General features: G+C 67.2%; 6 protein-coding genes. 4 read left to right on the top strand and 2 right to left on the bottom strand.

Annotation, left to right across the window (positions count from 1 at the left end):
- Positions 1–306 precede the first annotated feature (306 nt).
- The 3 genes from I6U14_RS00995 (at position 307) to pgi (ending at position 3,818) form a co-directional block, all read left to right on the top strand.
- Positions 307–1,272: a hydrogen peroxide-inducible genes activator gene (locus I6U14_RS00995; RefSeq protein ID WP_296896140.1), complete on the top strand. Its 966-nt coding sequence runs from the start codon at positions 307–309 to the stop codon at positions 1,270–1,272.
- Between the two features lie 328 nt (positions 1,273–1,600).
- Positions 1,601–2,020, top strand: coding sequence for a rubrerythrin family protein (locus tag I6U14_RS00990; RefSeq protein WP_296896139.1), 420 nt, complete (start codon positions 1,601–1,603; stop codon positions 2,018–2,020).
- A 157-nt stretch (positions 2,021–2,177) separates the two neighbouring features.
- Positions 2,178–3,818 (top strand): glucose-6-phosphate isomerase, encoded by a 1,641-nt coding sequence (gene pgi, locus I6U14_RS00985; RefSeq protein WP_296896137.1) that lies wholly within the window; start codon positions 2,178–2,180, stop codon positions 3,816–3,818.
- A gap of 22 nt (positions 3,819–3,840) precedes the next feature.
- Here pgi and I6U14_RS00980 read toward each other — a convergent pair whose 3' ends face one another.
- Complete coding sequence (locus I6U14_RS00980; protein ID WP_296896135.1) at positions 3,841–4,722, bottom strand: TauD/TfdA family dioxygenase; 882 nt, start codon at positions 4,720–4,722, stop codon at positions 3,841–3,843.
- A 177-nt stretch (positions 4,723–4,899) separates the two neighbouring features.
- Between I6U14_RS00980 and I6U14_RS00975 the strand changes: the two genes are divergently transcribed.
- Positions 4,900–5,379: a universal stress protein gene (locus I6U14_RS00975; RefSeq protein WP_296896133.1), complete on the top strand. Its 480-nt coding sequence runs from the start codon at positions 4,900–4,902 to the stop codon at positions 5,377–5,379.
- A 23-nt stretch (positions 5,380–5,402) separates the two neighbouring features.
- Here the strand turns inward: I6U14_RS00975 and I6U14_RS00970 are convergent, their stop codons facing one another.
- Positions 5,403–7,763, bottom strand: a complete 2,361-nt coding sequence (locus I6U14_RS00970; RefSeq protein ID WP_296896131.1) for a M28 family peptidase — start codon at positions 7,761–7,763, stop codon at positions 5,403–5,405.
- Positions 7,764–8,004: the final 241 nt, after the last annotated feature.

The raw sequence follows: 8,004 nt of genomic DNA, 5'->3' as shown, positions 1-8,004 counted from the left end.
GCGGTGCTGTGTCACAGTGCTGGTTCATGCCATAGCTCTGACGGGCGTGCAGCACCAGGGCATTAGCCGTCCAGCTTGGGGCAGCGCCGCCCGGGACAGGCAAACGAAGGTGATCCAGTCGTGCCGGCGATATTAACAAATCCGTCAGGGCGGCCCGCGGCGGCTGCCGGCAGTCGGAATGGCGTCTGCCTGCGACAGTGGTCCGGAAGCCGGCAGCGCTGCGCACGCAGCGGCTGCGCGCGGCCGTCAACCAGTCTTGATCGTACACGTTCCGCGTGCGAAGGGCAACCAGGGCGTGCCTGATCCATGACGCTAAACGAACTGCGTTACGTCGTCGCCCTTGCGCGGGAACGGCACTTCGGCCGGGCGGCCGATGCCTGTTTCGTCAGCCAGCCCACGCTCAGCGTTGCCGTCAAAAAGTTGGAAGACGAGCTTGGCGTGAGCCTTTTCGAGCGCGCTACGGGTGAAGTCGCCATTACGGAGATCGGCGCCGCCGTGGTGGCGCGGGCGCAGCGCGTGCTGGAGGAGGCGGAGGGTTTGCAGGCCGTGGCGCGAAGCGGCCGTGACCCGCTGCTGGGACCGCTGCGCATCGGGGCCATCTACACGGTCGGCCCCTACCTGTTGCCGCGGCTGGTGCCGGCGCTTAACCATTCGGCGCCGTCGATGCCGCTGATCATCGAGGAGAACTTCACCGCCGTGCTTGCCGACCGCCTGAAGCGGGCACAGTTGGATCTCATCGTCATTTCTCTGCCGTTCGACGAGCCTGGCATTCAGACGCTGCCGCTCTACGATGAAGGGTGTGTCGTGCTGCTCCCCGGCAGCCTGCCCGGGGCGGCGCGGGAGTCCATTGAGGCGGAGGACCTCGCCTACGAGCGTGTGCTGCTGTTGGGGCCCGGTCACTGCTTTCGCGGCCAGGTGCTGGAGGTCTGCCCGCAGTGCATCAACGGCGCGGACCATGCCGATGGGCTCGGCCGGAACCTCGAGGGCGGATCCCTCGAGACCATCCGCTGCATGGTGGCGAGCAACGTCGGGATTACGGTGCTGCCCATGAGTGCGGCCCGGGAAGACCGGCTTGGCGGTCAAGTGGTTTGTGCCCGGCCCTTTGCGGGCCATCCGCCGACGCGGTGCGTGGCGCTCGCATGGCGCAAGTCGTTTCCGCGCACGGAAGCGGTGGAAGCCGTCGCCACCGCGGTCCGCGCCGTCAATCTGGGTGACGGTATTGCGATGAAGCCCTCGTCCGGCGCAAGGCAATCGAGCGGCATATCCCTATAAACTTCTGCTATCGGCGCCATTGGAACAATCAATTGCTGCCCCAGGATGCGGGGGGTAATGTGCCGCGCGTCGAGGTGAGCGAGCGACTGCGGGCCTTCGGGGGTCGGCGCCCCCAGCGCGCTCGAACCGTGGCCTGTGGGGGCCGAGATAGCAGCTCCGATGCGGCCTCGCAACGCCGTGATCCGGGAACCTCGCCTGCAGGTCGGCCGCATGCGTACTCGCCCGGGGCCCCTGTGCGCGGTGCCTGGGATGCGGCGGGCGGCACAGACACCTCGTGAATGCATCCCCCGCTGAGCGCGGCTCAGCAAGCAACCCAGAGGATTCCATCATGGAACTCAAAGGCAGCAAGACCGAGCAGAACCTGAAAGACGCGTTCGCTGGCGAATCCCAGGCCAACCGTCGCTATCTGTACTTCGCCTCTAAGGCCGATGTCGAGGGCTACAACGACGTCGCCGCCGTGTTCCGCTCCACCGCAGAGGGTGAGACCGGCCATGCCCATGGGCACCTCGAGTATCTGGAGCAGGTAGGCGATCCGGCGACGGGCCTGCCCATCGGCGGGACCGATGCGAACCTGAAGTCTGCCATCGCCGGTGAGACCCACGAGTACACAGACATGTACCCGGGCATGGCCAAGTCCGCCCGTGACGAGGGCTTCGACGAGATCGCGGACTGGTTCGAGACCCTGGCCAAGGCCGAGCGCTCGCATGCCAACCGCTTCCAGAAGGCGCTCGATAACCTCGACGCTTGACCTTGCGGCGCTCCGCCGCCGGCAAGCGGGCAGCGGATTGGTGCCGTGTGCCGTGGGTATGCTATACCCATGGCGGGCGGCCCGCCGCAACCAAAGCAAGGGCGCAGCGCGCCCTTTTTTTGTGCCCGCAACTTTCGCATCCGACAAGGCTGTAACCATGGCGCTCATCGATTCCTCACCGGCTTGGCAAGCCCTTGCTGCCCATTGGCGGCGCATGGAGAAGGTGCACATGCGCGACCTCTTCGCCACGGACCCGGACCGGGCCGAGCGGCTGAGCATCGATGCCGCCGGCTTGCACCTGGATTACGCAAAGCACATCGTCACCGACGAGACCTTGGGGCTCTTGTGCGAGCTCGCGCGGGCGGCGGACTTGGAGGCCTGGCGGGCGCGCATGTTCGATGGCAGGCACATCAACAACACCGAAGACCGGGCCGTGCTGCACGTGGCCCTGCGCAATCGCTCCAACCGCCCCATCTGCGTTGACGGCCGAGATGTGATGCCGGACGTCAATGCCGTGCTGGAGCGCATGCGCACCTTCAGCGACCGCGTGCGTGGTGGCGACTGGCAGGGCTTCACCGGCCGGCCCATTCGCGACGTGGTCAACATCGGCATTGGCGGGTCCAACCTCGGGCCGAAGATGGTCTGTACGGCCCTGACACCCTACCAGTCCGAGGCGCCGCGCCCGCACTTCGTCTCCAACGTGGACGGGACGCATCTCGCCGAGACGATCAAGCATCTCGACCCCGCGACAACGCTCTTCATCGTCGCCTCCAAGACCTTTACCACCCAAGAGACCATGACCAACGCCCAGAGCGCCCGGCGCTGGCTGGTGGAGGGCCTCGGCTCCGAAGCGGCGGTGCGCAATCACTTCGTCGCCGTGTCCACCAATGCCGAAAGGGTGGCGGAGTTCGGCATCGACACCGAGAACATGTTCGAGTTCTGGGATTGGGTGGGCGGCCGTTATTCCCTCTGGTCCGCCATCGGACTTCCCATTGCCCTGGCCATTGGCTTCGAGCCCTTCGAAGAGCTGCTCGCCGGCGCCCATGACATGGACGAGCACTTCCGCACTGCGCCGTTGGAGTCCAACATGCCGGTGATCCTTGGCCTACTCGGCATCTGGTACATCGACTTCGCCGGTGCCAGAACGCACGCGATCCTGCCCTATGACCAATACCTCGAGCACTTCCCGGCCTATTTTCAGCAGGGTGACATGGAGAGCAACGGCAAGCATGTCACCCGCGACGGTACCCGGGTCGGGTATGCCACGGGCCCTGTGGTGTGGGGACAGCCCGGCACCGACGGCCAGCACGCGTTCTATCAGCTGATCCACCAGGGTACAGAGCTGATCCCGACGGACTTCATTGCGCCGATCAGGAGCCACAACCTCGTGGGCGACCACCATGCCAAGCTGCTTGCCAACTGCTTCGCACAGACCGAGGCGCTGATGCGCGGGCGTACGCAGGAAGAGGCCCGCGATGCCATGCTCGCCGCCGGGATGGACCTGCACGAGGCCGGCAGGCTGGCGCCGCAGCGCCAGTTCGACGGCAACCGCCCGAGCAGCACCCTGCTGGTGGAGCAGATTACCCCGCGCGCCCTGGGCGCGCTGATTGCGCTTTATGAGCACAAGATCTTCACCCAGGGGATCGTTTGGGGGATCAACTCCTTCGACCAGTGGGGCGTCGAGCTCGGCAAGCAGCTCGCCGGCGTGATTCTGGGTGAGATTCAGGCGGGCGCGGTTGGTACTGACCACGACGCCTCGACGGCAGCGCTGCTGCGCTACTATCTGGCCAGACGTTGAGGCTCAGCGGCCGGTGCTGCGCTCAGGTACCCTGGATGCGCTCGTAATACCGGGCCCGGTAAAGTAGCCGCGGCGCACCCGAATCACTGAAGCGCGTACGCGTGTGCAGCGCGTTGTTGCAGATCACTCCCCAGCCCGGCTCCAGGCGCACGCGCATCACCGGCGTGTCATCGGCGCCCAGCACCTCCCGCAGTGCGGCTACGGCGGCCGTGGTGGTGGCGTTATCTCGCCATGCGATATTGCGCTTGCGGTCGGTGAAGCGCATTACGAGCTCACCGTGGTCGCCCGCCATGAAGACGGGGCCGGTCACAGCCGGGCGGCGCTCGACGCCATCGATGATATTTGGCGGGATGGTCATGGCCTCATGATGCATCAGCGCCCGAATGTGCTCGGGGTCACGGTCCCGCAGGCGGATATAGACGACGTCCGGATCGAGCAGAGCGTTGTCGCCGCCTTCTGCCGCCGGTCGGACGCAGTGCAGAATGAACGCCCTGATCTGCCGCTGTGGGCTGTTGTAATAGCCGTCCGTGTGCCACGCGATGGGTTTGTCCGTATAGGGGATGAAGCCCTGGTGCAGGGCATCCGACTGAATGGTGACGGCCGTGATGGCGTCTTCGTCCGCCCCTGGATTGTGGTCCAGGCTGTGCAGCCCAAAGCGGGCCCCGAGCAGCCGGGGAATGTCCTTGTCCGGATCATCGCCTACCCTTGAGCGATACACGGCCATGTTCCAGCGCCCGCAGCGCTCGCGGATGGCCTCGGTCTCGGCCTCGGTGAGCCGCCGCGGGTCATCGACTTCCACGATCAGGTCGTCCGGCGAGCCCGGCAGGTCCGCGAGCTTGTCATCGCGCCAGCGTCGGTAAGCATCTTGGTCGCTGAGGGAGAGGGCGGTCACGGGGTTTGGCATCGCGAGGGCTCTTGCATTTTGGCGGCCGGGCTGCGGCTGAATCTCACAACCGCCCGCGGGTCTCCAAGAAGGGCTCGGGAGATTGGGTCGGGCGATGGGTCGGCTGATGGCGGCGCTGACAGACCCGTGCCCTTGCGTATACTTGGAGTCGAGACTCGCATACCCGAGGAGGGCGCCATGTCCGAGAATCCATATCGCCATATGCTGCTGGCCGTGGACTTTGCACCGGAGTCAGAGATCGTCGTCGAGCGCGCAGTGGCGATGCGCGATCGTTTCGGCGCCCGGCTGACGCTGCTCAACGTCGTCGAATACGTGCCGCCCGAGACCGAGCTCGCTGGCGGTGCCTTCATGGCCGAGCCGGTCTTGCCGTCTGACTTGGACCTGGAGCGGGAGCTGGTAGACGTGGCCCGCAAGGAGCTGGACGGCCTCGGCGAGCGCATCGGTGTGCCCACGGAAGACCGTATCGTGGAGTTTGGCCCCACAGGGCGCAGCATCGAGCATGTCGCCAAGGACTTGGGCGTGGACCTGATCATCGTCGGCGCGCGCGACCACACCTGGCTCGGCAATCTGTTCGGGTCCATCTCCCGATCGCTGCTCCGCCACGAGGTCTGCGATCTGCTGGCCGTGCGCATCGGCGAGCAGGAAGACGACGACTGAGCCCAGGCGCCTCGACCCTACCGCTACTGCCTAGCCACCGGCGTGACCGTGAGCTGCGCCGGCTGGCCGTCTCGGCGCACCTGCACCAGCACCGGCTCGCCCACTTTAAGCGCGTTCAGCGCATAGGTGTAATCGTAGATGTTCTCGATGCTGCGCCCGGCGACGGCGGTGATGACGTCGCCGGCACGCAGACCGCCGGCCTCCGCCGGCCCGCCCTTGGCGACGCCGTCCAGCAGGACGCCGGCCACCTCGGCATCTGCATAGGCCGGGATGGTGCCGAAATAGGCCCGCAGGTTGGCACGACTGGCACCGGTGCCGGGCTTCTCCTGGGCCACGTAGGCGGGCGCCTGGCCGGATTCTGCCAGTGCACCGGACATGAGTCCCACCAGCCTGGCGATGCGCGTGAGCCCATCGTAGTTGAGCCTCTCTGCGGTGTCGTCGGGCGTGTTGTAGTCCGCATGTGCACCGGTGAAGAAGCTCAGTACCGGCACGCCGGCCAAGTAAAACGAGGTCGTGTCCGTTGGTAGGTAGGCGTCCGCCTGCAGGCGCAGCGGCAGACCCACGGGGACGTTCCGGCGCTCGAGCTCGCCGCGCCAAGCGTCGCTGGAGCCGACCCCCTGCACATACAGGTACTCGTCCAGGCGCCCCACCATGTCCAGGTTCAGATAGGCGGTGACAGGTCCGCCAATCTTGCCGTCTTCCCGACCCGTTGTGGTCGCCAGGGCCTCGACGAAGGCGGCCGAGCCGAGGCGGCCGAGCTCCTCGCCGGTCCAGGCCGCAAAGACGATATCCTGACTCAGCCCAAGCTCCCCCTGCGCTCGCCGCGCCGCCAGATGCTCGGCGATCTCCAACAGGGCCGCGACGCCCGAGGCGTTGTCGTCGGCACCCGGGTGAATTCGGCCTTCCAGCGCATCTCGAGAGGAGAGACCCCGCCCGTCGCCGATGTGGTCCACGTGAGCGCCGATGACTAGGACACGCTCGCTCGGCGTGTCGCCGGCCTGGAGCCGGCCCAGCACATTGCGGTCCTGACCTTGGGTGCGGCGCAGTCGAATGTCCGCCGCGAGCTGCACGCCGGCCAGTGCCGTGGCGGCCGCCTCACCGGTGTCAGCCTGACGTTGGAGCGCCGCCAGATCGGCACCTGCGGCCGCCGCGAGCTTTGTCGCTGCGGCCGATGACAGAGACACCACGGGCAGGCTGCCCGCACCGGCGCCCGCCTCCTGCGCGATGGACAGCAGCTGGTCTTTCACCGGCGTCTCCGGCCCAGGCGCGAGGATCAGCCCGCGCGCACCCTGCTCCCGCGCCACCAGGGCTTTGTAGCGTGGGTCGGCGTATTCGACCAATGCCTGGCGGCGCTCCGCGTCGAGCCCGGCCGGCAGGTCGCGCAGGGCCAGCACCCATTGGCCGCTGACATCCAGGTCGCCATAGCTGTTGTAGTCCTGGCTGCCGTCGTCGCCCGGGGCGACGATGCCATAACCGGCGAAGGCGACACCCGCCGGCTCGATGGCGCCGGTGCCGGAGAAAGGTAGAGGGCGCCAATCCTGCTCCAGGGTAAGGGGCACCGGCACGCCGTCGCCCCCCAACATCGCGAGCTGGGTGGCATCCTCCACCTCGACGCCTGCGGTGAAGGTGTAGGGCTGGAACCAGCTCGCCTCCGGTGCGCCGGCGAGTTCCGCTGCGGGCTCCAGTCCAATAGCGGCCATGGCGCGCGCCACATAGTCCGTCGCGAGGCGGCTGCCGGCGGTGCCCGTGCGCCGTCCGGCCATGGCCGGCGCTGTCAGCGCTTCCGCGTGGGCGCGTAGGTCGTCCGGGCTGATGGCGGTGTTGGTCGCCGGCAGCGGCGGGGCGTTCGCCGGATCCACACTCGGCGCCTTGTTTGCGGCGGCATCGGCGCCGGTCTCCCCGGCCGGCGGAAGCCCAAGCAGCTCGCGGGCTGCGGCGTCGTTCCAGTCGGCGATGAAGATCTGGGCCTGCTTGGTGGTTGTGCGGCTACTGGCCCAGGCGAGCTTCTCCCCATCCGGCGTAAACACCGGCAGGCCGTCGAAGCCCGGGGTGTTGGTAACCCGCACTGGGGCGCGCTCGCCCGCGGCGTCGACGATGTAGAGCTCGAAATTGGCGTAGCCGTGGGCGTTATTGGTGAAGATGATGTAGTCGCCGCTCGGATGGAAATACGGCGCCCAGGACATGACGCCCAGGTCGGTCACGGGGCGCTGGGCGCTGCCGTCGGCGTTCATGGTCCATATCTCGGCGGTCTTGCCGTCGGGCTCGAAGCGGCGCCAGACGATGCGGTTACCGTCCGCGCTGTAGAAGGGGCCGCCGTCGTAGCCTTCCTTGTCCGTGAGCCGCCGGACATTGCTGCCGTCCGCGTCCATCACATAGAGCTCCATGAAGCGCGACGGGTCCTCCTCCACCGCGGCGCGGGTGGCATCGTCCGCGTCGGGCGCGTAGGCGTGGCGGTTGGAGGCGAACAGGATGGTGTGGCCGTCCGGCGACCAGGAGCCTTCGGCGTCGTAGACTTCGGCGTTGGTGAGCCGTCTGGACGGGCCGCCGTGCAGGGCCGTTTCGTAGATCTCCTAGGTCGGGTTGTAGCTGCAGCGTTTGCGGCGGCCTTGACCGGACGAGCGCTAG

It is taken from the genome of Thiohalocapsa sp., assembly GCF_019695415.1.
GTDB lineage: Bacteria > Pseudomonadota > Gammaproteobacteria > Chromatiales > Chromatiaceae > Thiohalocapsa.
The sequence above is the reverse complement of the archived record's forward strand: the minus strand, read 5'-3'. Positions and strand labels throughout refer to the sequence as shown.

What these genes read in the sequence shown, in the direction of transcription:
- I6U14_RS00990 (WP_296896139.1), top strand. Translation starts at nt 1,601, where the DNA reads ATGGAACTCAAAGGCAGCAAGACCGAGCAGAACCTGAAAGACGCGTTC.
- I6U14_RS00970 (WP_296896131.1), bottom strand. Translation starts at nt 7,763, where the DNA reads ATGGAGCTCTATGTGATGGACGCGGACGGCAGCAATGTCCGGCGGCTC.
- I6U14_RS00995 (WP_296896140.1), top strand. Translation starts at nt 307, where the DNA reads ATGACGCTAAACGAACTGCGTTACGTCGTCGCCCTTGCGCGGGAACGG.
- I6U14_RS00980 (WP_296896135.1), bottom strand. Translation starts at nt 4,722, where the DNA reads ATGCCAAACCCCGTGACCGCCCTCTCCCTCAGCGACCAAGATGCTTAC.
- I6U14_RS00975 (WP_296896133.1), top strand. Translation starts at nt 4,900, where the DNA reads ATGTCCGAGAATCCATATCGCCATATGCTGCTGGCCGTGGACTTTGCA.
- pgi (WP_296896137.1), top strand. Translation starts at nt 2,178, where the DNA reads ATGGCGCTCATCGATTCCTCACCGGCTTGGCAAGCCCTTGCTGCCCAT.